This is a genomic window from Sphingomonas sp. CFBP8993 (genome assembly GCF_034044895.1).
Taxonomy (GTDB): domain Bacteria; phylum Pseudomonadota; class Alphaproteobacteria; order Sphingomonadales; family Sphingomonadaceae; genus Sphingomonas.
In genome coordinates, this window is sequence record NZ_JAXCWU010000006.1 from 208,783 (window position 1) to 233,509 (window position 24,727).

The 24,727-nt window shown below is 66.7% G+C and carries 30 protein-coding genes; 14 read left to right on the forward strand and 16 right to left on the reverse strand.

Translation table 11 applies throughout. The features are described 5' to 3' along the window. The 6 genes from rpsE (at window position 1) to SOM26_RS14135 (ending at window position 5,036) form a co-directional block, all read left to right on the forward strand. Complete coding sequence (gene rpsE, locus SOM26_RS14110) at window positions 1-720, forward strand: 30S ribosomal protein S5 (protein ID WP_320453350.1); 720 nt, start codon at window positions 1-3, stop codon at window positions 718-720. Between the two features lie 6 nt (window positions 721-726). Beyond that, window positions 727-903: a 50S ribosomal protein L30 gene (rpmD, locus tag SOM26_RS14115; protein WP_307103004.1), complete on the forward strand. Its 177-nt coding sequence runs from the start codon at window positions 727-729 to the stop codon at window positions 901-903. A 149-nt stretch (window positions 904-1,052) separates the two neighbouring features. Then, a complete protein-coding gene (gene rplO, locus SOM26_RS14120; RefSeq protein ID WP_320453351.1) occupies window positions 1,053-1,583 on the forward strand; it encodes a 50S ribosomal protein L15 in 531 nt (176 codons plus the stop codon). Between the two features lie 156 nt (window positions 1,584-1,739). Then, window positions 1,740-3,104, forward strand: coding sequence for a preprotein translocase subunit SecY (secY, locus tag SOM26_RS14125; protein WP_320453352.1), 1,365 nt, complete (start codon window positions 1,740-1,742; stop codon window positions 3,102-3,104). A gap of 44 nt (window positions 3,105-3,148) precedes the next feature. Further along, the gene (locus tag SOM26_RS14130; RefSeq protein ID WP_320453510.1) at window positions 3,149-3,796 is read left to right on the forward strand and encodes an adenylate kinase; all 648 of its coding nucleotides are present in this window, start codon (window positions 3,149-3,151) and stop codon (window positions 3,794-3,796) included. Between the two features lie 361 nt (window positions 3,797-4,157). Beyond that, window positions 4,158-5,036 carry a tyrosine recombinase XerC gene (locus tag SOM26_RS14135; RefSeq protein ID WP_320453353.1) on the forward strand — a complete coding sequence of 293 codons (879 nt, stop codon included), beginning with the start codon at window positions 4,158-4,160 and terminating at the stop codon, window positions 5,034-5,036. 4 nt (window positions 5,037-5,040) lie between these two features. Here SOM26_RS14135 and SOM26_RS14140 read toward each other — a convergent pair whose 3' ends face one another. Further along, window positions 5,041-5,646, reverse strand: a complete 606-nt coding sequence (locus SOM26_RS14140; RefSeq protein WP_320453354.1) for a DedA family protein — start codon at window positions 5,644-5,646, stop codon at window positions 5,041-5,043. Between the two features lie 127 nt (window positions 5,647-5,773). On the opposite strand from SOM26_RS14140, the gene lepB reads away from it, so the two are divergent. Beyond that, on the forward strand, window positions 5,774-6,568 hold the full coding sequence (gene lepB, locus SOM26_RS14145; protein WP_320453355.1) for a signal peptidase I: 795 nt from the start codon (window positions 5,774-5,776) through the stop codon (window positions 6,566-6,568). Then, window positions 6,565-7,230: a ribonuclease III gene (gene rnc / locus SOM26_RS14150; RefSeq protein ID WP_320453356.1), complete on the forward strand. Its 666-nt coding sequence runs from the start codon at window positions 6,565-6,567 to the stop codon at window positions 7,228-7,230. The genes lepB and rnc overlap by 4 nt, the downstream gene beginning before the upstream one ends. Window positions 7,231-7,369: 139 nt before the next feature. Here the strand turns inward: rnc and SOM26_RS14155 are convergent, their stop codons facing one another. Continuing rightward, a complete protein-coding gene (locus SOM26_RS14155; protein WP_320453357.1) occupies window positions 7,370-7,588 on the reverse strand; it encodes a hypothetical protein in 219 nt (72 codons plus the stop codon). Window positions 7,589-7,724: 136 nt separating this feature from the next. On the opposite strand from SOM26_RS14155, the gene era reads away from it, so the two are divergent. Further along, window positions 7,725-8,621: a GTPase Era gene (era, locus tag SOM26_RS14160; RefSeq protein WP_320453358.1), complete on the forward strand. Its 897-nt coding sequence runs from the start codon at window positions 7,725-7,727 to the stop codon at window positions 8,619-8,621. Window positions 8,622-8,753: 132 nt separating this feature from the next. Here era and queG read toward each other — a convergent pair whose 3' ends face one another. Next, window positions 8,754-9,803, reverse strand: a complete 1,050-nt coding sequence (queG, locus tag SOM26_RS14165) for a tRNA epoxyqueuosine(34) reductase QueG (RefSeq protein ID WP_320453359.1) — start codon at window positions 9,801-9,803, stop codon at window positions 8,754-8,756. Window positions 9,804-9,861: 58 nt separating this feature from the next. Here queG and SOM26_RS14170 point away from each other — a divergent pair, with 58 nt between their 5' ends. The 3 genes from SOM26_RS14170 (at window position 9,862) to msrB (ending at window position 12,588) form a co-directional block, all read left to right on the forward strand. Next, entirely contained in the window at window positions 9,862-10,782 is a 921-nt protein-coding gene (locus SOM26_RS14170) for an ABC transporter ATP-binding protein (protein ID WP_320453511.1), read from the forward strand. After that, complete coding sequence (locus SOM26_RS14175; RefSeq protein ID WP_320453360.1) at window positions 10,779-12,005, forward strand: ABC transporter permease; 1,227 nt, start codon at window positions 10,779-10,781, stop codon at window positions 12,003-12,005. Before SOM26_RS14170 ends, SOM26_RS14175 begins: the two co-directional genes overlap by 4 nt. Window positions 12,006-12,090: 85 nt before the next feature. Further along, a complete protein-coding gene (msrB, locus tag SOM26_RS14180) occupies window positions 12,091-12,588 on the forward strand; it encodes a peptide-methionine (R)-S-oxide reductase MsrB (protein WP_320453361.1) in 498 nt (165 codons plus the stop codon). Between the two features lie 169 nt (window positions 12,589-12,757). Here msrB and SOM26_RS14185 read toward each other — a convergent pair whose 3' ends face one another. Together SOM26_RS14185 and SOM26_RS14190 are read right to left on the reverse strand one after the other, a co-directional pair. Next, window positions 12,758-13,270, reverse strand: a complete 513-nt coding sequence (locus SOM26_RS14185; RefSeq protein WP_320453512.1) for a CHAP domain-containing protein — start codon at window positions 13,268-13,270, stop codon at window positions 12,758-12,760. A gap of 207 nt (window positions 13,271-13,477) precedes the next feature. Continuing rightward, on the reverse strand, window positions 13,478-15,340 hold the full coding sequence (locus tag SOM26_RS14190) for a M1 family metallopeptidase (RefSeq protein WP_320453362.1): 1,863 nt from the start codon (window positions 15,338-15,340) through the stop codon (window positions 13,478-13,480). 98 nt (window positions 15,341-15,438) lie between these two features. Between SOM26_RS14190 and SOM26_RS14195 the strand changes: the two genes are divergently transcribed. Continuing rightward, on the forward strand, window positions 15,439-15,846 hold the full coding sequence (locus SOM26_RS14195) for an HIRAN domain-containing protein (protein WP_320453363.1): 408 nt from the start codon (window positions 15,439-15,441) through the stop codon (window positions 15,844-15,846). Window positions 15,847-15,939: 93 nt separating this feature from the next. Here the strand turns inward: SOM26_RS14195 and SOM26_RS14200 are convergent, their stop codons facing one another. From SOM26_RS14200 to SOM26_RS14210, 3 genes are all read right to left on the reverse strand, one after another. Further along, on the reverse strand, window positions 15,940-16,176 hold the full coding sequence (locus SOM26_RS14200) for a hypothetical protein (protein ID WP_058746830.1): 237 nt from the start codon (window positions 16,174-16,176) through the stop codon (window positions 15,940-15,942). 353 nt (window positions 16,177-16,529) lie between these two features. Further along, window positions 16,530-16,907 (reverse strand): hypothetical protein, encoded by a 378-nt coding sequence (locus SOM26_RS14205; protein ID WP_414712065.1) that lies wholly within the window; start codon window positions 16,905-16,907, stop codon window positions 16,530-16,532. Continuing rightward, on the reverse strand, window positions 16,904-17,581 hold the full coding sequence (locus tag SOM26_RS14210; RefSeq protein ID WP_320453364.1) for an EI24 domain-containing protein: 678 nt from the start codon (window positions 17,579-17,581) through the stop codon (window positions 16,904-16,906). The genes SOM26_RS14205 and SOM26_RS14210 overlap by 4 nt, the downstream gene beginning before the upstream one ends. 143 nt (window positions 17,582-17,724) lie before the next feature. Between SOM26_RS14210 and SOM26_RS14215 the strand changes: the two genes are divergently transcribed. Next, window positions 17,725-18,717, forward strand: a complete 993-nt coding sequence (locus SOM26_RS14215; protein ID WP_320453365.1) for an adenosine kinase — start codon at window positions 17,725-17,727, stop codon at window positions 18,715-18,717. 129 nt (window positions 18,718-18,846) lie between these two features. On the opposite strand, the gene SOM26_RS14220 is transcribed toward SOM26_RS14215, so the two are convergent. The 8 genes from SOM26_RS14220 to hisB all read right to left on the reverse strand — a co-directional run bounded on the left by SOM26_RS14220 (window position 18,847) and on the right by hisB (window position 24,677). Beyond that, a complete protein-coding gene (locus SOM26_RS14220; RefSeq protein WP_320453366.1) occupies window positions 18,847-20,385 on the reverse strand; it encodes an amino acid permease in 1,539 nt (512 codons plus the stop codon). A gap of 325 nt (window positions 20,386-20,710) precedes the next feature. Beyond that, window positions 20,711-21,088 carry a histidine triad nucleotide-binding protein gene (locus SOM26_RS14225; RefSeq protein ID WP_320453367.1) on the reverse strand — a complete coding sequence of 126 codons (378 nt, stop codon included), beginning with the start codon at window positions 21,086-21,088 and terminating at the stop codon, window positions 20,711-20,713. A gap of 18 nt (window positions 21,089-21,106) precedes the next feature. Then, complete coding sequence (locus SOM26_RS14230; protein WP_058752128.1) at window positions 21,107-21,421, reverse strand: phosphoribosyl-ATP diphosphatase; 315 nt, start codon at window positions 21,419-21,421, stop codon at window positions 21,107-21,109. A 32-nt stretch (window positions 21,422-21,453) separates the two neighbouring features. After that, window positions 21,454-21,609, reverse strand: a complete 156-nt coding sequence (locus tag SOM26_RS14235) for a hypothetical protein (RefSeq protein WP_320453368.1) — start codon at window positions 21,607-21,609, stop codon at window positions 21,454-21,456. A 389-nt stretch (window positions 21,610-21,998) separates the two neighbouring features. After that, window positions 21,999-22,760 (reverse strand): imidazole glycerol phosphate synthase subunit HisF, encoded by a 762-nt coding sequence (gene hisF, locus SOM26_RS14240; RefSeq protein WP_320453369.1) that lies wholly within the window; start codon window positions 22,758-22,760, stop codon window positions 21,999-22,001. Further along, a complete protein-coding gene (gene hisA, locus SOM26_RS14245) occupies window positions 22,757-23,491 on the reverse strand; it encodes a 1-(5-phosphoribosyl)-5-[(5-phosphoribosylamino)methylideneamino]imidazole-4-carboxamide isomerase (RefSeq protein WP_320453370.1) in 735 nt (244 codons plus the stop codon). Before hisA ends, hisF begins: the two co-directional genes overlap by 4 nt. Next, on the reverse strand, window positions 23,488-24,093 hold the full coding sequence (gene hisH, locus SOM26_RS14250; RefSeq protein WP_320453371.1) for an imidazole glycerol phosphate synthase subunit HisH: 606 nt from the start codon (window positions 24,091-24,093) through the stop codon (window positions 23,488-23,490). The genes hisA and hisH overlap by 4 nt, the downstream gene beginning before the upstream one ends. Beyond that, entirely contained in the window at window positions 24,090-24,677 is a 588-nt protein-coding gene (gene hisB / locus SOM26_RS14255) for an imidazoleglycerol-phosphate dehydratase HisB (RefSeq protein ID WP_320453372.1), read from the reverse strand. The genes hisH and hisB overlap by 4 nt, the downstream gene beginning before the upstream one ends. Window positions 24,678-24,727 lie beyond the last annotated feature (50 nt).

The following is a 24,727-nucleotide window of genomic DNA, read 5'->3' on the forward strand; positions in this document are numbered from 1 at the left end:
ATGGCTGACGAGAACAACGTAGCCGTTGCCGGTGCCGAAGGCGCCGCGCAGGACGCGACCCAGGGTCGTGGTCCCCGGGGCGGCCGTGGCCGTGGTCCGGGCGGCGGTGATCGCGGCCGCGGTGGCCGCGACGGCAACCGTGGTCGTCGCGACGATCGTCGCGGTGGCACCGAGGAGCAGGGCGAAGAGCTGATCGAAAAGCTCGTCCACATCAACCGCGTCTCGAAGACCGTGAAGGGCGGTAAGCGTTTCGGCTTCGCCGCGCTCGTCGTGGTCGGCGATGGCAAGGGACGTGCGGGCTTCGGTCATGGCAAGGCACGCGAAGTGCCGGAAGCCATCTCGAAGGCGACGGCCGCCGCCAAGAAGGCGATGGTCCGCGTTCCGCTGAAGGACGGTCGCACGCTGCATCATGATGGCAACGGCCATTTCGGTGCGGGTCGCGTGACGCTGCGTTCGGCGCCGCAGGGCACCGGCATCATCGCTGGCGGTCCGATGCGTGCGATCTTCGAGTCGCTCGGCGTGGCCGACGTGGTGACCAAGTCGGTCGGCACCTCGAACCCGTACAACATGATCCGTGCCACCTTCGAAGCGCTGGGCGACCAGTCCTCGCCGAAGGCGGTGGCGCAGCGTCGTGGCAAGAAGATCGCCGACCTTCTGGGTCGCGGTCACGGTGCCACCCAGCAGACTGCCGAGGCGGAAGCCGCGGCCGTCGTGGAGTAAGCGACCATGGCTACCATCAAGATCAAGCAGACCGGTTCGCCGATCCGCCGTACCAAGGACCAGCGCGCGACCCTCGTCGGCCTGGGCCTGAACAAGATGCACAAGGTCGCCGAGCTTCAGGACAGCCCTGAAGTCCGCGGTATGATCCGCAAGGTGCAGCACATGGTTCAGGTGGTGGACTGAGCCCTGTCGTCACGACAGACTCACATCCGTCACATTGAACAGTGACAAACACGGGGAAGGGGGCTATGCGGCCCCCTTCCTTTTATCCAGCGGTCGTGATTCTGCGGAGTGACGGCCATGCGCGAAACAAGCGAAAGCGAGTGCAAATCATGAAGCTGAACGAACTTTTCGACAACCAGGGTGCCCGCAAGTCCAAGATCCGCGTCGGTCGCGGTATCGGTTCGGGCAAGGGCAAGACCGGTGGTCGCGGCGTCAAGGGTCAGAAGAGCCGTGAGGGCGTGTCCATCGCGGGCTTCGAGGGCGGTCAGATGCCGCTCCACATGCGCCTGCCGAAGCGTGGCTTCAACAACATCTTCGCCAAGGACTATGCCGAGGTGAACCTGGGCGCGATCCAGAAGGCGATCGACTCGGGCAAGCTGAAGGCCGAGGGCACGATCGACCACGCCGTGCTGAAGGCTGCCGGCCTGGCCCGTGGCGGCAAGGACGGCGTTCGTCTGCTCGGCAAGGGTGAGCTGACCGCCAAGCTGTCGTTCGTCGTGCAGGGCGTGTCGGCCTCGGCGCGTGAAGCCGTCGAGAAGACCGGTGGTTCGGTCGACGTGCCGCACGTCGTACCCGCCGCCGAGAAGGCCGCTGCGAAGAAGGGCAAGACCCGCGCCGCGAAGCTCGCCGCCAAGGCCTGAATCGGATAATTCCGCCGCTGTTGCAGGCAAAACGCCATGACGACAGCGGCGGATTTTTCATCCGGGTTAGACAAGCGCGTCTTCGCGCCTATATGAGCGGCGGGGCGGTTAAAAACGCATCCCGCCGTTTTTCGTTTCCAGGATAACGCAACAGCTATGGCATCCGCAGCCGACCAGATGGCGCAAAGCATCAGCCTGGCGAAATTCGCCAAGGCCACCGACCTCAAGAAGCGGCTGTGGTTCACGATCGGCGCGCTGATCGTCTTCCGCCTGCTCAGCTATGTTCCGCTGCCGGGCGTCGACCCGACCGCGCTGGGCCTGCTGAGCCAGAAGACCACGGGCGGCGTGCTCGACTTCTTCAACACCTTCTCGGGCGGTTCGCTCAGCCGCATGTCGCTGATCGCGCTCGGCGTGATGCCGTACATCACGGCGTCGATCGTCGTGCAGCTCGCGACCTCGCTCAGCCCGCAGCTCGCCGCCATCAAGAAGGAAGGCGAGAGCGGTCGCAAGAAGCTGAACCAGTATACCCGCTACGGCACGGTGTTGCTGACCGCGATCCAGGGATATTTCATCGCCGCAGGGCTCGAGACGCTGGGCGCCAGCCAGGGCATCCAGGCGGTGATCGAACCGGGCATGACCTTCCGCATCGCGGCGGTCATCTCGCTGATCGGCGGTACGATGTTCCTGATGTGGCTGGGTGAGCAGATCACCAGCCGCGGCATCGGCAACGGCGTGTCGCTCATCATCATGGCGGGCATCGTCGCCCACCTGCCGACCACGCTGATCAACCTGCTGGAAGGCGGTCGGTCGGGCAGCATCGACCCGATGCGCCTGATTCTCATCATCCTGGCGGTCGTCGTCCTCGTCCTGTTCATCTGCTTCATGGAGCGCGCCCAGCGTCGCATCCTGATCCAGTATCCCAAGCGTGCGACGCAGCGGGGCATGCAGGCCGATCGCAGCCACCTGCCGCTGAAGATCAACACTGCGGGCGTGATCCCTCCGATCTTCGCCTCGTCGCTGCTGCTGATGCCGCTGACCATCTCGCAGTTCGCCGGACAGCGCGTGGCGGGCGAGAGCCGCTGGGGCGACTTCATCATCAGCCTCAACCAGTATCTGCAGCACGGCAGCCCCGTGTACATGCTGCTCTACGGCGCGGGCATCATCTTCTTCTCGTTCTTCTACACCGCGGTTGTCTTCAACCCGGAGGAGACGGCGGACAATCTGAAGCGCTATGGCGGCTTCATCCCCGGCATCCGTCCGGGCAAGAACACCGAGACCTATCTGGATTATGTGCTGACCCGCATCACGGTCATCGGCGCCGGCTATCTGACGATCATCTGTCTGTTGCCGGAATATCTGGTCTCGGCGCTTCAGATCCCCTTCTACCTGGGCGGCACCAGCCTGCTGATCGTCGTCAACGTGACGATGGACACGGTAACCCAGATCCAGAGCCATTTGCTGGCGCATCAATATGGCGATCTGATCAAGAAGGCGAAGCTGAAGGGCGGTCGCCTGCGCTGAGGCGCGGGCGGATTACAGGGTAAAGAGGGGAGAGTGACGTGGGCGTGAACATCATCCTGCTGGGTCCGCCGGGCGCGGGCAAGGGAACCCAGGCGCAGCGGCTGGTGGCCAATCGCGGCATGGTGCAGCTGTCGACCGGCGACATGCTGCGCGCGGCGGTCAAGGCGGGCAGCCCCGTCGGGCTCCAGGCCAAGGCGGTGATGGACGCGGGCGAGCTGGTGTCGGACGCCATCGTCTCTGCGCTGATCGGCGAGCGGCTGGACCAGGCGGATGCGGAAGGCGGCGCGATCTTCGACGGCTATCCCCGCACGGCAGCCCAGGCCGAGGCGCTGGACGTTCTGCTGGCCGAGCGTGGCAAGTCGCTGGACCATGTCATCGAACTGGCGGTCGACGAAGAAGCGCTGGTCGAGCGCATCACCGGCCGCTTCACCTGCGCGTCGTGCGGTGCCGGCTATCATGACAGCTTCAAGCCAACCCAGGTCGAGGGCGTCTGCGACGTCTGCGGCTCGACCGAATTCAAGCGGCGTCCCGACGACAATGCCGAGACGGTGCGGACGCGCATGGCCGAGTATCGTGCCAAGACCGCGCCGATCCTGCCGATCTATGAAGCGCGCGGCATCGTGACGCGGGTCGACGGCATGGCGGCTATGGACGCGGTGGGTGCCGAGATCGATTCGATCCTGGATCGCTGATCCGGGTTTTTCCGGATGACGGGAGGGGCGTTGCCGGTTGGCAGCGCCCCTTTTTCATTGGGGCTGCTGACCGTTTTTCGCCTGAGTGCCTTCGCGGGTTATGGTCATGTCCGGGAAGAATGGGGAGTTCGACGAGCGCTGGTCTCGGTGAGACGTCTTTCCCTCCCCCAGCCCCTCCCGCCTGCGGGAGGGGAGCGGACTGCGGCGGGTGTTGGACTTGCTGGAGGGGGTGCGTTGATCTTTCCGTCGCTCCGTTCAGCCTGACCGAAGTCGAAGGCCGCGCTACAACCTTTGGCGGGGCTCGGGTAATCGACAAGCGCTGCCTCTCGCGCTCGGCCCTTGCGTCGCCTAGACCGCTGGCATGACCGCCCTGATCGCCGACTATTACCGCCACCTCACCGTCGACCTGCGAAGGTCGGACCATACCGTCCGGGCTTATGTCACGACGGCCGAGCGGTTGTGCGGTTTCCTGAGCGAGCATTGGGGGCAGGCGGTGGATCAGGCCGCGCTGGCGCGGATCACGGCCGCCGACCTGCGCGCTTATCTGGCGCGGCGTCGGGGGGAGGGGCTGGCGGCTGCCTCGGCCGCACGCGAGTTGTCGGCGGTGCGGACCTTCCTCCATTGGACCGGGGTCGAGCCGCCCGCGCTGAAAGGGCCCCGTCGCAAGCGCAGCATCCCGCGTCCCCAGTCGCCCGCCGACATCATGGCGCTGGGCGAAGAGGTGGCGGAGGCGGCCGCCGAACCGTGGATCGCGGCGCGAGACTGGGCGGTGTTGCTGCTGCTCTATGGCGCGGGCCTGCGCATCGGCGAGGCGGTGGCGCTGCACGCCGATATCATGCCGCTGGGCGAGACGATCCGGGTGACCGGCAAGCGGGGCAAGACGCGGATCGTGCCGCTGCTCCCCGAATTGCGCGCGGCGATCGAGGCCTATGCGGCGCAGACGCCCTATCCGCTGCCGTCCGACGAGCCGCTGTTCCGGGGAGCGAAGGGCGGGCCGCTGTCGCCCGCGATCATCCGGCGTGCGGTGCAGGGTGCGCGGGAGCGGCTGGGGCTGGGCGGGCGGACCACGCCCCATGCGCTGCGGCACAGCTTCGCCACGCATTTGCTGGGGCGCGGGGCGGACCTGCGCCAGCTTCAGGAACTGCTCGGCCATGCCAGCCTGAGCTCGACGCAAATCTATACGGCGGTCGATGCCGCGCATCTGCTCGACGTGTACCGGACTGCGCATCCACGGGCGTGACGCGTTATCGCTCGCCGTGCGGCTTCCAGCGGATCACGCGCCATAGGTAACCGATCACGATCGCCACCGTCATGACGATGGCCGCCGGGCCGACATACCGGTTGATCGCTTCGAAATTGGCGCCCAGCCACAGCCCGGCATAGGCCAGGATCACGTTCCAGATGGTGCTCCCCGCAAAGGTCCAGACCAGGAACCTGGCCAGCGGCATCCGCGTGATCCCGGCGGGGAGAGAGATCAGCGTGCGGAAGGCGGGCATGAAGCGGAAGACGAAGACGACCCACCCGCCATGCCGGACGAAGAACAGGTGCAGCCGCTCGACATCGCGCCACTCCATCGTCAGCCAGCGGCCATGCTTGTCGATGAAGGGCCGGAACCGCTCGTAACCGATATAGCGGCCGACCGCGTACCAGGCGTAATTGCCCGCCGTCGTGCCCGCCGTGCCCCACAGGATCAGCGGCACCATCTCCATCTGTCCGCGCGCGACGGCCATGCCGCCCAGGCCCATGATGACCTCGGACGGAATGGGAGGGACGATATTTTCCAGCGCCATCAGGAGGAAGATGCCGAAATAGCCGCCCCAGGCGATCAGGTTCACGATGAAATCGGTCATGCGTGCAGGGATGTACCGATAAGGGGGAAGGGCGGTTCCCCTAACCCCGCTTGGGCGACGACGAAAGGGCTGGTTGGCATGTCGCGCCCCTTGACGGCGGGTGCCGCTTTGCGCGAACCCGCTGGGCATGGCCGATACCTCCCCAAAGTCGGAGACAAAGGACACGCTGCGCTTCTTTCTGAAGCTGGCGCTGTTCGTCTTCATCCTGCGCAGCTTCATCGTGACGTCGTTCGTCATCCCGTCGGAATCGATGCTGCCGCGTCTGTTCATCGGCGACTATCTCTTCGTGACGAAGTGGAATTACGGCTATTCGCGCTGGTCGCTGCCGTTCGGCGTGCCGCTGTTGCCGGGCCGTATCCTGGGGCGCGATCCGACGCGCGGGGACGTTGTGGTGTTCCGCTCGCCCGGCCCGGACGATCATGACGTCATCAAGCGCGTGATCGGCCTGCCCGGCGATACCATCCAGGTGACGAACGGCCAGGTCATCCTGAACGGCCGCCCGATCCCCAAGCAGCGCATCGCCGACTTCGTCCTGCCGCTGACGCCGAATTTCGGGTTCAAGGAATGCGGGCCGTTCGTCGACACGGTCGATGGCAAGCCCGTGTGCCGCTATCCCCGGTTCCGCGAGACGCTGCCGAACGGCAAGGCGTATGAGGTCCTGGACCAGGGCAATTTCCCCGATCGCGACGACACGGTGCTGTACACCGTGCCCGCGGGCCATGTGTTCCTGATGGGCGACAATCGCGACGACTCGGCCGACAGCCGGTTCGCGCCGCCGGAGGGCATGGGCATGATCCCGATGAACCGGCTGGAGGGACGCGCCGCGATCACCTTCTTCTCGACCGACGGGTCGGCGGAGTGGATCAAGCCGTGGACCTGGGTGTCCGCCGCGCGCTGGAACCGGATCGGAGAAGGGTTTTGAGCCCGGTCGACACGTGGCTGGCGGGCGTGTTCGGCCGTGCGCCCGGCGACCCGACGCCGTTCCACCGCGCGCTGACCCATGGCAGCCAGGCGGCCGAGAATTACGAGCGGCTGGAATTTCTGGGTGACCGGGTGCTCGGCCTCGTCATGGCCGAATGGCTGTGGGAGCAGTTCCCGGCCGAGCCCGAGGGGCAGTTGTCGCGCCGTCTCAACACATTGGTGACCGGTGCGGTGTGCGCCGATGTCGCGCGCGACCTGGGCGTGCGCGATCATCTGCGCCTGGGCAAGCAGGCGCGTGACGACGGCGCGTCGGACAGCGACAATGTGCTGGGCGACGTGATGGAGGCGCTGATCGGGGCCTGGTATCGCGAGGCGGGGCTGGACGCTGCACGCACCTTCATCCGCAAGGCCTGGGGTGACCGGGTGCACGCGCAAGGGAAGGCGCCGCAACATCCCAAGTCCGCGCTTCAGGAATGGGCCGCCGCGCACAATCGCAAGGCACCGGAATATGTGGTGACAGACCGTTCGGGGCCGCATCACGCGCCGCGCTTTACCGTGACGGTACGGATCGGGCGGACGGCGGAGGCGAGTGCGTCGGGGGCCAACAAGCAGGAGGCCGAGACGGCGGCTGCCAAGGCGTTGTTGGTGAAGTTGAAGGCTTGAGGGAAGGGGCCGGGCGTGGGCTTCCACTTCGCTCAGCCTGAACGGGGGGTAGGATTGGGCGGCTATGACAATGGCCGTTCGGCCTGAGCGGAGTCGAAGGCCAAGGGAAAGCCTCGCCCCGCTCAGGTGGAACCTGGGATCAGCGCTTGGCGGCCGCCGCTTCCTTCTTGGCCTGCGCCTTGGCCCGGTGGTGGCCGATCGCACAGCCCGCCGCCGCGCCCAGCACCGCATGCCCCTTGCCGACGAAATGTCCGCCGACGCCGCCGACCGCCGCACCCTTCAGGCAGCCCTTGGCCGAGGCCGGGCCGGCAACCGTCAACAGCGCGGCGGCCGACAATGCGGTGAGAAGGGTCTTCATGGCATCTCTCCTTGCTCGGATATCGTGGAGGAAAAATGCGCGCCCGGGCTTGGCCGTTCCGTGATCGGACCATTACATTGTGTCCATGTTGGCTGGCCGTTGCGGGAAGGGGGCAGGACCTGTACCGCTGGTCGCCATGACTGAACAACGTTGCGGCCTCGTGGCCGTCGTCGGCGCGCCCAATGCCGGCAAATCCACCCTCGTCAATGCACTGGTCGGCCAGAAGGTCGCGATCGTCAGCCCGAAGGCGCAGACGACCCGGGCCAAACTGCTCGGTGTCGCGATCGAGGGGGATGCCCAGATCCTGCTGGTCGACACGCCGGGCATCTTCGAGCCCAAGCGCCGCCTGGACCGCGCGATGGTCGCCGCCGCGTGGGAAGGCGCGGAGGGTGCCGACATCCTGGCGCTGGTCGTCGACGGCAAGGGCGGGATCGGTCCCAAGATCACCGCCATCGCCCAGTCGATCGCGCACCGGCCCGAACCCAAGTACTTGATCCTCAACAAGGTCGACATCGCCGACAAGGCGCGGCTGCTGACCCATGCCGAAAAGCTGAACGAGGTCGTCAAGTTCGACGAGACCTGGTTCGTCTCGGCCCAGACCGGCGATGGCCTACCCGAGCTGAAGGCGCATTTCGCCAAGCTGATGCCCGTGGGGCCGTGGCATTACCCAGAGGACCAGGTGTCCGACGCCACCGAACGCGCGCTCGCCGCCGAGGTGACGCGCGAGCAGCTCTATCTCCAGCTCCATGCCGAGCTGCCCTATGCCAGCGCGGTCGAGACGGAATCCTACAAGGAGCGCGAGGACGGATCGGTCGAGATCCACCAGCAGATCCTAGTCGAACGCCCCACCCAGCGCGCCATCGTGCTGGGCAAGAACGGCGTGCGCATCAAGGAGATCGGTGCACGCGCACGCGCGCAGCTATCCGAGCTGCTGGGGCACAAGGTGCACCTGTACCTGCATGTGAAGGTCAAGCCGGGCTGGGACGAGGATCGCTCGGTCTACAAGGATATCGGGTTGGATTGGGTGGATTGATGTTTGGGGGGTGGGGCTCGGTGAGACACCGGGGCCCTCCCCCATCCCAGTTTCAGGTAAACGATGCCCCGCATCGTTTAGGTCATGCCGGGGGCATGACCGACCTGAAACTCGCCTGCGGGAGGGCCGGTACTAGGCGATCACCCCGCCCAACCGCCCCAAAGCCCACTTCGCCGCCTCCACCACCACCGGATCGGCGTCCCCCAGCAACCCGCGCAACACCGGCACCAACTCCGCCGCCCCGCTATTGCCCGCCGCGATCGCCGCATTGCGCATCATGCGGTTCCGCCCGATCCGCTTGATCGGCGACCCCGAAAAAACCTGCCGAAACGCCGCATCGTCGAGCGACAGCAAATCCCTCAGCTCCGGCGCGGTCAACTCGGCACGGGGATGGAAGGCCATGTTCGCCTGCGCCGCCGCCGCGAACTTGTTCCAGGGGCACACCGCCAGGCAATCGTCGCAGCCATAAATGCGGTTGCCGATGGCCACCCGGAACTCCTCCGGAATGGGCCCCGCATGTTCGATCGTCAGGTATGAGATGCACCGCCGCGCATCCAGTTGATAGGGCGCGGGAAACGCATCGGTGGGACAGGCCCGCTGGCACGCATCGCACCGGCCGCAGGTGTCGCGCGCCACCGCATCGGGCTCCAGCTCCAGCGTGGTATAGATCGCCCCCAGGAACAACCAGCTGCCATGGTCGCGGCTGACCAGATTGGTGTGCTTGCCCTGCCATCCCAGCCCCGCCGCCTCGGCCAGCGGCTTTTCCATGACCGGCGCGGTATCGACGAAGACCTTCAGGTCGCACCCCGCTTCCTGCGCCAGCCAGCGTCCCAGCGCCTTGAGCTGACGCTTCACGACATCATGATAATCCGCCCCCTGCGCATAGACCGAGATGCGGCCGATCCGCCCGTGATCGGTCAGCCGCATCGGATCCTCCGCGGGCGCATAGCTGACCCCCAGCGAGATGATGCTCTTCACCTCGGGCCAGAGACTTGCCGGGCTCTGCCGCTGGTGCGCGCGGTCGGCCATCCAGATCATCGATCCGTGCCGCCCCTCGGCCAGCCATTGGTGAAGCCGCGCGGTCGTCTTGGGCGCGGCATCGGCATGGGTGATGCCGACTGCGGCAAAGCCCAGTTCGGCCGCCTTCGCCTTGATCCGGGTTTCCAGCTTGTCTTGCGCCACATCCGCCCGCTACCACAGGGGATTAGGGAGGGACAATCGCGTGGATCATAACGGGCGAGTGGATCATCGCTGGGCGGTCAGCGCCTCGGGCCTCGCCAAGCGATTCGGAGACCGGCGCGTCGTCGACGGCGTGGATATCGCGGTGCCAGCGGGCGCGGTGTACGGGGTTCTCGGCCCCAATGGTGCGGGCAAGACGACGACATTGCGGATGCTGCTGGGCATCATCGAGCCGGACGAGGGGCAACGCAGCCTGCTGGGTTATGCCCATCCGCGCGATGCCAGCGATCTGGTCGGCTATCTGCCCGAGGAGCGCGGCCTCTATCCGGCGATGAAGGCGCGCGAGGCGATCGCCTTCATGGGCTCGCTGCGTGGTCTCGACTGGAAGACCGGGCGGGTCCGCGCGGGCGAACTGCTCGAACAGGCCGGGCTCGGCCATGCCGCCGACAGCAAGATCCGCAAATTGTCCAAGGGCATGGCGCAGCTCGTCCAACTGCTCGGCTCGGTCGTGCACCGGCCGAAGCTGCTGGTGCTGGACGAGCCTTTTTCCGGGCTCGACCCGGTCAACCAGGAACGGCTCGAGGCGCTGATCCTGGGCGAGCGCGACCGGGGGGGGACAATCCTGTTCTCCACCCATGTCATGGCCCATGCCGAACGTCTGTGCGACCGGCTGGCCATCATCGCCGGGGGGCGCCGCCGGTTCGAGGGGACGGTGGACGAGGCGCGCGGCACGTTGACCGCCCGCGTGCGCTATCGGCCGCGCGACCCGGACCGGGTGACGCCCGAACTGCTGCCCGCCGATGCGGTGCGCGAGGGCGGGGACTGGCGTTTCCCGATGCCCGATGAGGGGATCGAGCCGGTGCTCGGTCGCTTGCTGGCGGCGGGGGCGGGCATCCTGAACCTGTCGATCGAGCGGCCCAGCCTGCACGAAGCCTTTGTCCGTATCGTCGGCGAACAGCCGCAACAGGAGATCGCGGCATGAGCCCGACCCGCCGTCTGATACGTCAGACCATGACGATCGCACGCCGCGATTTCATCGCGACCGTCTTCACCCCGATCTTCCTGCTGTTCCTGTTCGCGCCGCTGATCATGGTTGCGTTCAGCACCATCGGCGCGATGGGCGCGGCACAGGCGGCGGACCATGGCACCGACCGGGTGCGGATCGTCGCGATCGTGCCGGGCACGGCGGCCACCGCCTTCGTCGCCGCCGATCGCGAGGCCCGCACCATCTTTCGCCGCGACGAGGAACCGCCCGAGCTGGTGACCCTGGCCCCGTCGCGCGATCCGGCGGCACAGGCGCGGGCGGCGTTCGAATCGCGTGATTACGACGCGACCGCCGTCCTTTATGGTCCACTCGATCGACCGACCATCCTCTACGGCGCACGGGGTGCCCGCGCGGCGGATTATCTGGTGGTGCTGGCCGGTGATGCGCTGTCGGCCGAACGGCTGGGCGGCGCTTTGCCCAAGGTCACGCCGCAGAAACTGTCTTTCTCGCGCCAGCGGGCGACGTTGGGCGGGCAGAATCAGACCGCCTTCCTGGCGGTGTTCGGCGTGTTCTTCCTGACCCTGTTCCTGGCGGGGCAGGTCGTCGGCACCATGGCGGAGGAACGGTCGAACAAGGTGATCGAGGTGCTGGCCGCCGCCGTACCGCTGGAGGCGGTGTTCCTGGGCAAGCTGCTCGGCATGTTCGGCGTCGCGGTGCTGTTCATCGGTTTCTGGGGCACGGTGCTGGGCCAGGTGACGAGCGTGCTGCCGCCCGCCTTTGCCGGGATGGTCGGCGAATTGTCGCCCGCCATCGGCCTGCCGATGTTCACCGTGCTGTTCGTCACCTATTTCACCATGGCCTATCTGCTGCTCGGCTCGGTGTTCCTGACGATCGGTGCACAGGCCTCGACGATGCGGGAGATCCAGATGCTCTCGCTGCCCATCACCATCGTGCAGGTGGGCATGTTCACCCTGACCCTGAGCGGCCTGTCGCAGCCGGGTAGCTGGCTGGCGCTGGTGGCCGAGATATTCCCGCTCTCGTCGCCCTTTGCGATGGCGGGGGTGGCGGCGGCCAGCGATACATTGTGGCCCCACGCGGTGGCGTTGGCCTGGCAGGCGTTGTGGGTGGCGCTGTTCGTGACGCTGGGCGCGCGGCTGTTCCGGCGCGGGGTGCTGCAATCGGGGAGCACGCGGCCCTTCTGGCGGCGCAAGGGGGCGTAACAGTTCATTCCTCCCCAAGCCCTGCTTGGGGAGGAATGAGAGTTGGGGCCTTATCTAGCTGGCATGGCCTTCCTATCTTCTGCCTATGACCGCATCGCCTTCCGATCGCCGCGCTTTTCTCTCGCTGATGGGGCTTGGTGCCCTAGGCGCGGGGCTGTCCGCCTGCGGGCGTGAGGCGGAAGCGGCGGAGCGCTTTCCCGTTGCGATGAGCGATGCGGCATGGAAGGCGAAGCTTGGCCCGGCGGCCTATGATGTCCTGCGCAAGGAAGGGACCGAGCGACCCTATTCCAGCCCGCTCAACAGCGAGCATCGCAGCGGCATCTTCGCGTGCAAGGGCTGCGCGCAACCGCTGTTTTCGTCCAAGACCAAGTTCGAGAGCGGCACCGGCTGGCCCAGCTTCTGGGCACCGCTGCCCCGTGCGGTGGGCACGCATAGTGACCGTTCGTTGATGATGGAGCGGGTCGAGGTGCATTGCAGCCGCTGTGGCGGGCATCTCGGCCATGTCTTCGACGATGGGCCCAAGCCGACGGGCAAGCGCTATTGCATGAACGGCGTGGCGATGACGTTCCGGGCGGGCGGCTAGGTTTTCCGTGGCCTTCGACCACGCTCAGGCTGAACGGAGTTTGGGGATTATGGGCGGAGGGGCATCGTTTGCCGCCAGTCTCGACCGTCGTTCACGCTGAGCAAAATCGAAGCGCACATTCCGCGCTATGGGCTGGGCGCTCTCGATCCCGCCGGGAAAAACGCGAAACTTACTGGATCGGCGCTGCGAAGGTCAGGACGCCCGAGACGCGGCCGCTGTCGCGCGAGGCGATCTGGGTGGCGGGCAGGTCGGCGACGCCGCTCTTGTGGCCCGAATAGATGAAGCCCTTGGTCGGATAGGCCGAAGTGCCCAGGCCGCCATTGGGACCGTACCAGACCTTGACCATCGACCAGTCGTTGTTCGGCGAGACGTCGACGGCGCGGACGTCGCGCTCGATACCGCCGCGGCGCGACCAGTTGGCGTGGGTCAGGAGCACTTCGCGGTCGCTGACGACCTTGCTGACCATCGCGACATGGCCGACGCGCATCCGGTGGGTGGCGTCGAAGGCGAGGACCGAGCCTTCCTGTGGGGTGTGGCCACGCTCGTATCGACCCTCGGCCTGGCCCCACCAGGTGTTGGCGTTGCCGTGAAGATCGATGCCCGAGACTTCGCGGGCATAGGGTGCGCACTGCCAGAACTGGGCGGCAGCGGGAGCGGCCATCATCAGGCCGCACGATGCCATCAGCGCGAATCGCACTGCAAATGCCTTGAACTTCACGGTGACCCCCCGGTCGGAATGTCGGTGTGAGTGTCGATTAACCGGGGCTAAACGAGATGGAAAGGTGGCCGGGAACCATATCCGGTGAACGGTGTTGCGGCGGCGGTGACCCGAAAAATCGACGGCGAAACGAGTTTTTGGTTCCTCGTTTCGCCGCCGACAGGGCTCGGTTTATCGTCCTAGCAGGCGATCCACCGTTACCTGCGTCACCGAATGATAGCCGGGCCGCGCCTCGTCATAGATTCGCTTGGCCAGCGTCTGGCCCCATTCGCCCTGTCCCTGAAGCTGCTGGAACAGTGGCGCGACGAACTTGCGGCGTCCCTGCGATGTCAGGAACTGCTCGGCCGACGCCTCGGCGGGCGGATAGCGATTGGCGAGCGCGAGGCGCAGCCAGGCGAAGCGGATTTCGCTATTGCCCGTCTCGTTCCAATGGAACCGGCCGTCGAGTGTGGCGAGCCGTTCGGCGGACAACCGGCGGGGCAGCTGGTCGAGGAAGCGGACATATTCCTGCGTCGTCACCTTGTCCGGCACTGCCGAGACGGGGCCACCGGCGGCGAACGCCTTGGCCGCCGCATCGATCGCGGGGAAGGCGTCGGAACGGACATGGACCGCATTGGCGGGGATGCCGGGCTGATAGACCCATTGGTCGACGCCGATCCTCGCGTCCTCACCGGGCTTCAGCAAATTCTTGCGCAGGTCGGCCAGGAAGCCCGCGCTGGTCTGCGGCTGGAAGGCGTGACGATCGAAATAGCCGCGCAGATAAGCGTCCCAGCGGGCGCGGCCGACGACCGATTCGATGGTGCGCAGGAACGTCGCGCCCTTGTCATAGGCGATCTGCGTCATGCCGTCGTCGGGATCGCGCTTCGCATCCAGATCGAGGTGCAGCTTGGTGTCGGGAGACTGCGGACCACCGGCTTCCTTCACCGCGTTCTGCATGTCGGTCCAGGCCAAGTCGGCCTCCATCGCGGCGCGGCGCTTGCCGTACATCGACTCCATGATCCGGTTCTCGAAATAGCTGGTAAAGCCTTCGTTGAGCCAGAAATCGTCCCAGGTCGCATTGGTGACGAGGTTGCCCGACCAGCTATGCGCCAGTTCATGCGCGATCAGGCTGACGAGACTGCGGTCGCCCGCCAGGACGGTCGGCGTGGCGAAGGTGAGCATGGGGTTTTCCATGCCGCCGAACGGAAAGCTGGGTGGCAGGACCAGCACGTCGTAGCGGCCCCAGCGATAGGGGCCGTACAGCCCTTCGGCCGCGGTCACGAACTTGTCGAGCCCGGCAAATTCCCATGCGGATTTGTCGAGCATGGCGGGCTCGGTCCAGATGCCGGTATGCGCGCTGAGCGGCTTGAACTTCAGGTCGCCGATGGCGAGCGCGATCAGATAGGGGGCTACGGCCTTGTCCATGCGATAGCTGGCGGTGTGGCGGCCATCCGCGCAGGGCGTCTCGCCGGTCCGCTCGCCACTCATGACGACGGTCAGTGCGCAGGGGGCGTTGACGGTTGCGTCCCAGGTCTGGCGGATGCCGGGGGAGTCCTGGGTCGGGATCCAGCTGCGGTTGAGGATCGCCTCACCCTGGCTGAACAGATAGGGTTGTTTCTTACCCGCCGTCTGTTCGGGCGACAGCCATTGCAGCGCCTTGGCACCGGGCGCAGAGGCATAGGCGATCTTGACCGTGCGATTGCCGTTCAGTGTGATGGTCAGCGGCGCACCGTGCACCTTGTCGGCGGCACCGACCATGTAGGGCAGGGGGCGGTTCTGCGCGTCGGTCACGGTGACGATGCGCAGGCCATTGTCGTCGACGACCAACTGCTTGGCGTCGGGCTTGGCATCGACCGACAGGGTCGCGATCCCGCGCATCACGTGCGTTTCGAAATCGGCATAGAGGTTCAGCGAGACATGCGTGACCCGCGCCTCCAGCGGACGGGCATGGCTGTGTACGTCGCGCGCATCGGGGCTGGTCAGGATCGGTGCGACAACAGGCGCGGGCGCAGGGGATTGGGCGGCGAGCAGCATCGCCAGGGAAGCCAGGGACATGGGCACTCCGAATGGGACAGGATGATTGCACCATAGCCGGATTGCGGGCGAATGGGAGGGCTCTGGAACGGCCCGGCCGTCATCACCAACTAAGGCAGATGGACGAGATGACATTGGCGGTGGTCGGGATCGACTTTCCCAACGAGGACAAGGCGCGGAGCAATCGGCGGTTCGAACTGCTGGCGTCGGCGGCAGGCGATCCGGTCAGCCTGCGTCTCGAACCGCGCAATCGGCACGATCCCAATGCGGTCGCGGTGTTCAGCGCACGCGACGTGCAGGTCGGTTATCTCTCGGCCGAGCGCGCGCCGATGGTCGGCGCACGAATCCGGCGCGGGGAGGCGGTCGCGGCGATCCATCAGGGGATCAGGGGATCGGTCGCCTATATCCGGGTCCGCTTCGGTGGACGTATGCCCACCTTGCCGGAGATGGTCGAGGCGCGATCGGAGCCGGTCGCGCCGGAGGAAGACTTTCATCCCGATCCCGATGGACCCGAATGGGGCGCATGAACACGACAACAAAAAAGGGAGCCGAAATCGGCTCCCTTTCCCTCCGCCGGAGCGGTGAAGGTCCGGGCGGGGGGAGGCCCCCGCCCGCGACGATCAGTTGCTGTCCGCGTTGTCGTCCTTGACGATCGCGACGACACCGATGGCAACGACGCCAGCAGCGATCAGGGCAGCCAGGATGCCACCGCCGGCGAGCTTGTTGCCCTTGGCGGTCGGAGCCGACGCGCGGACCGACTTCGAAACCGACAGGCTGGCAGCCGGGTTGGTCGGAGCAGCGGCAACCGGAGCAGCAACCAGAGCCGTAGCAGCGACGGCAGACAGGAACTTCATCATACTCATTCTCCCATGGCGAACGACCGCCAAGACGCGGCGTTGTTCGTCGTCCCACTAGCGCATACGCACGTGCACGTAAATTTGTTCCTGCGCTGCACCATTTTTTTTGAAACAACCGGGAACATTTTGCCACAGTCGGATTGTGTTAACCAATGCGTCAGCCGCAGCGCCCGTATCTATCGGCGGACCGCCCCGACCTCACCTAGATGCATCGCGCCTGTCCATTTCGACAGGCCGAACGGCGGGGGCGATGGTCGGGAACGTGCCCAGGCCCGCCACACCCGCGATCGCGGCGAGCGTGCTAACGACCATCAATCCCGCGGCGAAAAAGGCGATCCGGAGATCGCCGCGTATCAGCGCCCGCCGTCGCGCCGGGTCAGGGCCGCGACACAGCTTGCCCGGTCGATCGCGCTGCCGTCGGGCTCGCGTGCGTCGATATAGGTCACGCGCGGCTCGGCCCCGTCCTTGGGATAAAGATAGGCGTCGAGGACGCAGAAGCTGCCCAGGAACTGTAGCTTGCGCGCGGTGCCCTCCCGCACATCGGCATCCGGCGTGCCGAACAGTTTGGTCAGCGCGGCCGCGTCCTGGCCGATGACACGTTCCAGTCCGACATTGGTATAGGGGACGGGCACCGGGGCCATGCCGCCGCGCACCGGGGCGGCGGTCTGCGGCACGGTACAGCCGCCAAGGATGAGCAAGGGGATCAGGGCAAGCGCCGGAATGCGGATCACGCCTGTCGTCTCCTGTGAAAATAATGGGTCGCCATGCTGGCTCCCAGGACGGGGGCCAGCAGATTGAGCACCGGAACCACGAACAGGGCCGCCGCGGCAAGCCCCAACAGGAAGCGCGACGGACCGGTCGCCTTGCGCCAGCGTCGCATCGCCGCACCGTCCATGTGCCGCGCCGCGACCATGTCGCCCAGATCGCGCGACAACAACCACGCATTGACCAGCAGGAACGCCGCCGCCGTGCCCACGCCGGTGACCAGCAGGGCGATATAGAGCGGCAGCAGGATCAGGTTGACCGCGACGACTCGCAAGGCCGAGCCCAGTCCCATCGCCATGCCCCGGACGACGGGCACCGGCCGGGCCTTGGCGAGGGCATCGGGATAGTGGCGCGCCTCGACCGCCGCGACGATATCGTCGGCGAAGACGCCGACCACCGCCACCGCCACGGCGCGAAACGCCAGCCACAGCGCCAGGAGCTCGACCACCAGCGTCAGCGCCGCCGACCATTCGCCCGCCTGCGCGCCCAGCCACTGGCTCAGCGCGGCGCGCACCGCCCACCACAGCCCGGCGCCCGCCGCGGCGAACAGCGCGAAGGTGACGGCCAGCGAACGGAGCAGCACCCGTCGGATCGCAGGATCGCCAAGCTGGCCGATCGACAGGAAAAAGGCGTGGAGCATGGTCCACGGGATGACGCCGGGCGGGTGGCAAAGTCAATGCGCGGGGAAGGGGTGCGACAGGGGGCTCCGAAGGCCAGCTTGCGCGGGGGATGCGCCCTGACTAGGGCGGCGACATCACAGCCATTTTTCCCGGAGCCCCTTCCTTGACCAACCCCACTTACGACGTGGTGGCGATCGGCAATGCCATCGTCGACATCCTGAGTTCCGCCGAGGACGATTTCATCGCCGAGCAGGGCATGACGAAGGGCGCGATGCAGCTCGTCTTCTCGACCGAAGAGGCCGACGCGCTCTATGCGAAGATGGGTCCGGGACGCGAGATTTCCGGGGGCTCGGCCGCCAACACGCTGGCGGGCATAGCCGCGCTGGGCGGCAAGACCGCGTTCATCGGCCAGGTCGCCGACGACCAGCTGGGCGACGTCTTCGCGCACGACATCCGTGCGGCGGGCGTCAAGTTCGACACGCCGTCGCGTCCCGGCCAGCCGACCACCGCGCGCTGCATGATCTTCGTCAGCCCCGATGGCCAGCGCACGATGAACACCTTCCTGGGCGCGTCGCACTATCTGCCCGCCGAAGCGCTCGACAAGGCGCTGATCGCCGATGCGGCGTATCTGTACATCGAGGGCTATCTCTGGGATCCCGAAGAGCCGCGCGCCGCGATGCGTGCCGCCATCGACGTTGCCCGCGCGGCGGGTCGCAAGATCGCCTTCACCGCCTCGGCCGAGTTCGTGATCGACCGTCACCGTGCCGACTTCCACGCGCTGATCGAGGGCGGCATGATCGACGTGATCTTCGCCAACGAAACCGAGATCGTCGCGCTGACCGAAACGGCCGATGTCGAGGCCGCCATCGCCTCGCTGAAGGACAAGGTCGAGACGCTGGTCGTCACGCTGGCCGAAAAGGGCGCGCTGGCGCAGCAGGGCGATGTGCGCGTGACGGTGCCTGCCCAGCCGGTCGACAAGGTCGTCGACACCACGGGCGCGGGCGACCTGTTCGCGGCGGGCTTCCTCTATGGCCAGACGCATGGCCAGGACCTGAAGGGCTCGCTGACCCTGGGCGCGGCTTGCGCGGCGGAAATCATCAGCCACTTCGGCGCACGGCCCCAGGTCGACCTGAAGGCGCTGGCCGCCAGCCTCTGAACGTCGATCCTCCCCAGGCGCCGCTTGGGGAGGGGGACCATCCCAAGGATGGTGGAGGGGCAGGGCCCCAGACGAAAAGGCCCGGAGGATCGCTCCTCCGGGCCTTTTCTCGTGCCTTGCGTCGGTCGATCAGCGATCGAGCGGCTTGGCGACTTCCGGCTGCATCGCGGGATCGTCGACCACGTCGATGATGCCACGCCCGACATAGCTGCGGCGACGGCTATAGCCGAAATAGATGACCAGGCCGATCGCGCCCCACACCGGCAGGACCAGGATCGAGCCCCAGTCGAGCGAGAGGAACAGATACAGGCAGCCGACGATCGCGAGCGGCGCGACGATCCACACCAGCGGGGTGCGGAAGGGGCGGCGACGATCCGGATCGGTCCGGCGCAGCACCAGCACCGATACGGCCACCATCAGGAAGGCGAACAGCGTGCCCGAGTTGGAATAATTGGCCAGCTTGCCGACCGGCAGGAAGGCCGAGGCGAAGGTCGCGGCCAGGCCGGTGACGATCGTGACCACATGCGGGGTCTTGTACCGGGGATGGACCTTGGCGAAGGCCTGCGGCAGCAGGCCGTCGCGTGCCATCGTGAAGAACACGCGGGTCTGGCCGAACATCATCATCAGGACGACCGAAGGCAGCGCCAGCGTGGCGGCCAGGCCGATCAGGTTGCCGATCTTTTCCCAGCCGATGGTGCGCAGGACATGCGCCAGCGCCTCCTTCGAGCAGGACAGCGGCTCCGCCACGCCGCCCGCGACGATCGCCTGGCAGCGCGCGGTCAGCTCCGACGTGCCGGGCGACAGCACGACACCGGCGGCATCGCGCACCGGCTGCGCGCCCAGCGGCGAGCCGATCGCCCCGGCCGAGACGAGCAGATAGAAGACGGTGCAGAACATCAGCGAGGCGATCAGGCCGATCGGCACGTTGCGCTGCGGGTTCTTGGTTTCCTCGGCGGCGGTCGACACCGCGTCGAAGCCGACATAGGCGAAGAAGATCGAGGCGGCGGCGCCCGCCACGCCGGTCAGGCCGGTGGGCATGAACGGGTGGAAGTTTGCACCGTTGATCACCGGCACCGACAGCGCGATGAACAGGGTCAGCGCGGCGACCTTGATGGCGACCAGGATGGCGTTGACGCGCGCACTCTCGGTCGTCCCGACGACGAGCAGCCAGGTAACGAGCAGCGAGATGATGACGGCGGGCAGGTTGATGTAACCGCCCGACGACGGGCCGTTGACCCACTCCATCGGCACGTCGATGCCCAGCAGGCTGCGGATCTGCCCCACCACATAGCCCGACCAGCCGACCGCGACGGCGGAAGCGCCGACCGCATATTCCAGGATCAGCGCCCAGCCGACCATCCAGGCGAGCAGCTCGCCCATGACGGCATAGGTATAGGTATAGGCCGAGCCCGCGACCGGCACCATCGAGGCCAGTTCGGAATAGCAGAGCGCCGCCACCGCGCAGACGAAGCCCGCCAGCACGAAGGACAGCATCATGCCCGGCCCCGCCTTCTGCGCGGCTTCGGAAGTGAGAACGAAGATGCCGGTGCCGATGACGGCGCCGACACCCAGCATGGTGAGCTGGAACGCGCCTAGCGATCGTTGCAGCCCCTTCTTCTCGGCGGTCGCCAGAATGGCGTCCAGAGGCTTAACGCGCCCGAAAATCATGAATGTCCAATCCCCCCGAGGGAAGGGCGGCCCCGACATGGAGCTCGCCCGGCGTTTCGTGAATGATCCGGGAAGTTAGCTGCAATTTTATTACGTGCAATCCCTAAGACGCAGGGGATGCGGTAAGGGGAGGAGAAAGGCGGTGATTGCCGCCCCCTTCTACCGTCAGCACTGAGGAATGGGATCACCAATCCATCTCGTGGCAAGCCCCTCCCGCAGGCGGGAGGGGTTTGGGGAGGGCATCGGGCCTCACCGAGCTCGTCGCCCGTGGCTTTCCCTCCCCCATCCCCTCCCGCCTGCGGGAGGGGCGTGCCAAGAGGCGATTTTAGCGCGCCAGCATCGGGCCCAGCGGCTTGCCCGCCAGGATATGCACATGGAGATGCGGCACTTCCTGCCCGGCATCCGGGCCGACATTCGCCAGCAGCCGATACCCCGGCTGAACCACGCCCGCCTCGCGTGCGACATGGCCGACCGCGCGGACGAAGCCGGCGATCTCCGCGTCGCTGGCCCGCGCAGAGAAATCGTCCCAGGATACATAGGGGCCGCGCGGGATCACCAGGATATGGGTCGGCGCGTGCGGTGCGATGTCGTGGAAGGCGACCGCCCATTCGTCTTCATAGACGCGGCTGGACGGAATCTCGCCGCGCAGGATCTTCGCGAAGATATTCTGGTCGTCATAGGGAAGCGTGGCGTCGATCGGCATCGATGGTCTCCGTCGGATTCAGCGCGGGCGCGCGGCCTTTTCGTCATGCCCCGACACGCCCTCGCGCCGCGCCAGTTCGGCGCGGACGTCGTCCAGCGTGTGGCCGGTATCGGCCAGAAGGACGATCAGGTGGAACATCAGGTCGGCCGCCTCGGACACGATCTTGTCGGGTTGGGCCATGGCGGCGATGACGGTTTCGACCGCTTCCTCGCCCAGCTTCTGCGCGATCTTCGGCCGCCCCTTGGCGAACAGGCTGGCGGCATAGGAGGTGGCGGCATCGCCTGCGTCGCGGCGTGCGCGGATCGTGGCTTCGAGGCGGTCGAACATGTCCATACCGGGCTGGGTGGCGCGACGCGGCGTCCGCGTCAATCCTTGCGGTTCCGGCGGCGCAGCGCACGACGCAGCAGCCAGATCGCGCCGATCGCGAAGACGAACAGCGCGATGTCCGACAGTTCCGGGTGGGTGCGGACGCGGATGATGCCGCTATGGCCGTTGGCGGGGGTCATGATCGCTAGGGGCATGGGGCGAGTTTATCAGCGTCCGCCCGCCCGGTCATCCCGGGGATTTTGGTTCGCGCGGAGGCGCGGACGCGCGGAGAGTCTGGTTTCTTGGCGGATGTTCGCCTGCGTTTTTTTTAGAAGGGAATGTCTCCCGATCGAAGGCTCGTGCCCGACAACCCAACCGCCGTTCAGCCTGAGCGAAGTTTAAGGCCAAGGGGATCCGGTTAGACAAGGGGCGGGGCGTGCGCTTCGACTTCGCTCAGCGTGGACGGAGTGGGGCGAGCGCCACGATCGGGAGACGAAAACGTCCCTTGGCTTACCCAGCCACTCGCCCCTTACCCAAACTCTCCGCGCCTCCGCGCCTCCGCGCGAACCAAAAACCTTCGCGTCCTCGCGGCTTCGTACGAAACTCAATGCGCCCGAACGGGCACCCCCGCCGCCGCGAGGGCCCGGTGTGCATCCGCGATCGAGGCATCGCCGAAGTGGAAGATCGACGCCGCCAGTACCGCCGAGGCATGACCGTCGCGCACCCCTGCGACCAGATCGTCCAGCCCGCCGACGCCGCCGCTCGCCACCACCGGGACGCTGGTCCGGTCGGCGATGGTGCGAATCAGGTCGAGGTCATAACCGCCCCGCGTGCCGTCGCGGTCCATCGAGGTGATCAGCAACTCGCCCGCGCCCAGCTTGGTCAGCCGCAAGGCATGTTCGACCGCGTCGATGCCGGTCGCGCGCCGCCCGCCATGGGTGAACACCTCCCAGCCAACCGCCGTGCGTCGCGCGTCGACACTGGCGACGCAGCACTGGCTGCCGAATCGCTCGGCGATGTCGGAGACGACTTCGGGACGGCTGACGGCGGCGGAGTTGACCGCCACCTTGTCCGCGCCCGCCAGGAGCAGCGCGCGCGCATCCTCCGCCGTGCGCACCCCGCCGCCGACGGTCAGCGGCATGAAACACACCGCCGCCGTCCGCCGCACTACGTCCAGGATGGTGCCGCGCGCCTCGTGGCTGGCGGTGATGTCGAGGAAGCAGAGTTCGTCCGCGCCCGCCGCGTCATAGGCGCGCGCCTGTTCGACCGGGTCGCCCGCGTCGATCAGGTCGACGAAGTTGACGCCCTTGACCACCCTGCCATTGGCGACGTCCAGGCAGGGGATGACGCGCGCGCGGACGGTCATGCGGACGCCGCCACCGACAGTGCCGCCGCGAGGTCGAGCCGCCCGTCATAGAGGGCCCGGCCCGTGATCACGCCCTCGACCCCGTCCTGATGATGGAGCGCCAGCATATGAATGTCGCCGATCCCCGCCACGCCGCCGCTGGCGATGACCGGAATCCGCACCGCGCGGGCGAGGTCGACGGTCGCGGACACGTTGCAGCCCTTGAGCATTCCGTCGCGGCCGACATCGGTGAACAGCAAGGCGGCGACGCCCGCATCCTCGAACCGGCGCGCCAGATCCTCGACCGACACGGTCGACACGTCCGCCCAGCCGCGCGTGGCGACCATGCCGTCCTTGGCATCGACCGCGACGACGATGCCGCCGGGATAAGCCTTGGCCATGTCGCGCACGAAGTCGGGGTTCTCCAGCGCCGCGGTGCCGATCACCACGCGCGACACGCCCAGATCGAACCAGCGCTCGACATTCTCCGGCTTGCGGATGCCGCCGCCCAGCTGAACATGACCGGGAAAGGCTTTGACGATCGCCTGCACTGCTTCGCCATTGACCGATTCGCCCGCGAACGCGCCGTCCAGGTCGACGACATGGAGATGCTGTGCACCGGCCTCGGCGAAGAGCATCGCCTGATGGGTGGGGTCGTCGCCATAGACGGTGGCGCGGTCCATATCGCCCTCGGCCAGACGGACCACCTGGCCACCCTTCAGGTCGATGGCGGGGAAGACGATCAAGCTCACGGATGCCACTCCAGGAAACGGGTGAGGAAGGAGAGGCCATAACGCTGGCTCTTCTCGGGATGGAATTGCGCGCCGACCATCGTGTCGCGGCCGATCGCGGCGGTGACGGGGCCATCATGGTCGGTGGTCGCCAGCACATGCTGACCGGTAAAGGCGTAGCTGTGCAGGAAATAGGCCTCGCCCGGCACGATCAGCGGGTGGTCGCCGACGGGCCGGACATCGTTCCAGCCCATATGCGGAACCTTGGCCGAGGGATCGGTAGGCGCGAGTCGGGTCACGCGACCGGGAATCCAGCCCAAGCCCCGATGTTCGCCCATCTCGTCGCTGGCATCGGCGAGAAGCTGCATACCGACGCAAATGCCCAGGAAGGGCCGCGCGCGGGTGAGGGCGGCGTCGCGCAACGACTCTTCCAACCCGTCGACGGCGCGCAGGTTCGCCGCGCACGCCCCGAACGCGCCGACACCGGGCAGGACGATCCGGTCGGCACGCGCGATCACGTCCGGATCGGCGGTGATGACGACATCCTTCGCCCCCGCCGCGCGCAGCGCATTGTCGACCGAGTGGAGATTGCCCGACTCGATATCGATCAGCGCCAGCGTCACAGCATGCCCTTGGTCGATGGGATGGCGTCCGCTTTGCGCGGGTCGATCTCGACCGCCATGCGCAACGCACGGGCCAGGCCCTTGAAGATGCTTTCGGCGATGTGATGGTTGTTGTGGCCGTGCAGCAGCTCGACGTGCAGCGTGATGCCCGCCTCCTGCGCGAAGCTGTGGAACCAGTGCTCGATCATCTCGGTCTGGAGCGTGCCCAGCATCGGATTGGTGAACGGCACCTTCCACACCAGCCAGGGGCGGCCCGAAATGTCGAGCGCGGTGCGGGTCAGCACCTCGTCCATCGGCGACAGCGCCTCGCCATAACGAGTGATGCCGCGCTTGTCGCCCAGCGCCTTGGCAAAGGCCTGTCCGATCGCCAGCGCGCTGTCCTCGGTGGTGTGGTGCCCATCGATATGCAGGTCGCCCTCGACCTTGACCGACAGGTCGATCAGCGAGTGTCGCGACAACTGGTCGAGCATGTGATCGAGAAAGCCGATCCCGGTGGCGTTCTGATAGACGCCGGTGCCGTCGAGATTGACGGTGACGTCGATGACGGTTTCCGCGGTGGCGCGGTGGACGGTGGCAGTGCGCATGGCCTCCCCATAAACACCTATCCGTCCCATGCAATCTTGACCCGCGATCA